Genomic DNA, 365 nt, shown 5'->3' on the forward strand with positions numbered 1-365 from the left:
CGTGACCGATCCCTGGATGGCGTCGGTTGCGTTCGCGAGCTCCCCGGGCACCTGCCAGAACAGGTCCGGGATCTCTTCCAGATCCCGGAGGCCCGCGAAGAGGGGGAGCGTTTGCTCTTGAAGGTCGATTGCGCCCTGCGCGAGACTGACGACCCCGGGCACATACTCGGCGAGCCCGGCGTCCAGCCGTCGCGCTCCCTCGTTGAGCGCCTGCACATCCGGGGTGCCGTCCGCGACCCGGGTGTTCAGGCGCTCCGCCCCGGCCCGGAGCGCCTCGGCCCCCTGCGAGAGCTGCCGGGAGCCGGTGACCGCATCCCGGGTCCCATCGCGGAGCGCACCCGCCCCCTGTGCGAGGGCCCGGGTGC

General features: G+C 73.2%; 1 pseudogene. It reads right to left on the minus strand.

The features are described from left to right. Nucleotides 1-365 (minus strand): annotated as a pseudogene (locus OOT08_RS15345) (hypothetical protein); the annotation flags it as partial.

Origin of the sequence: Leucobacter sp. M11 (genome assembly GCF_035726885.1) — a bacterium.
Classification (GTDB): domain Bacteria; phylum Actinomycetota; class Actinomycetes; order Actinomycetales; family Microbacteriaceae; genus JAPFRB01.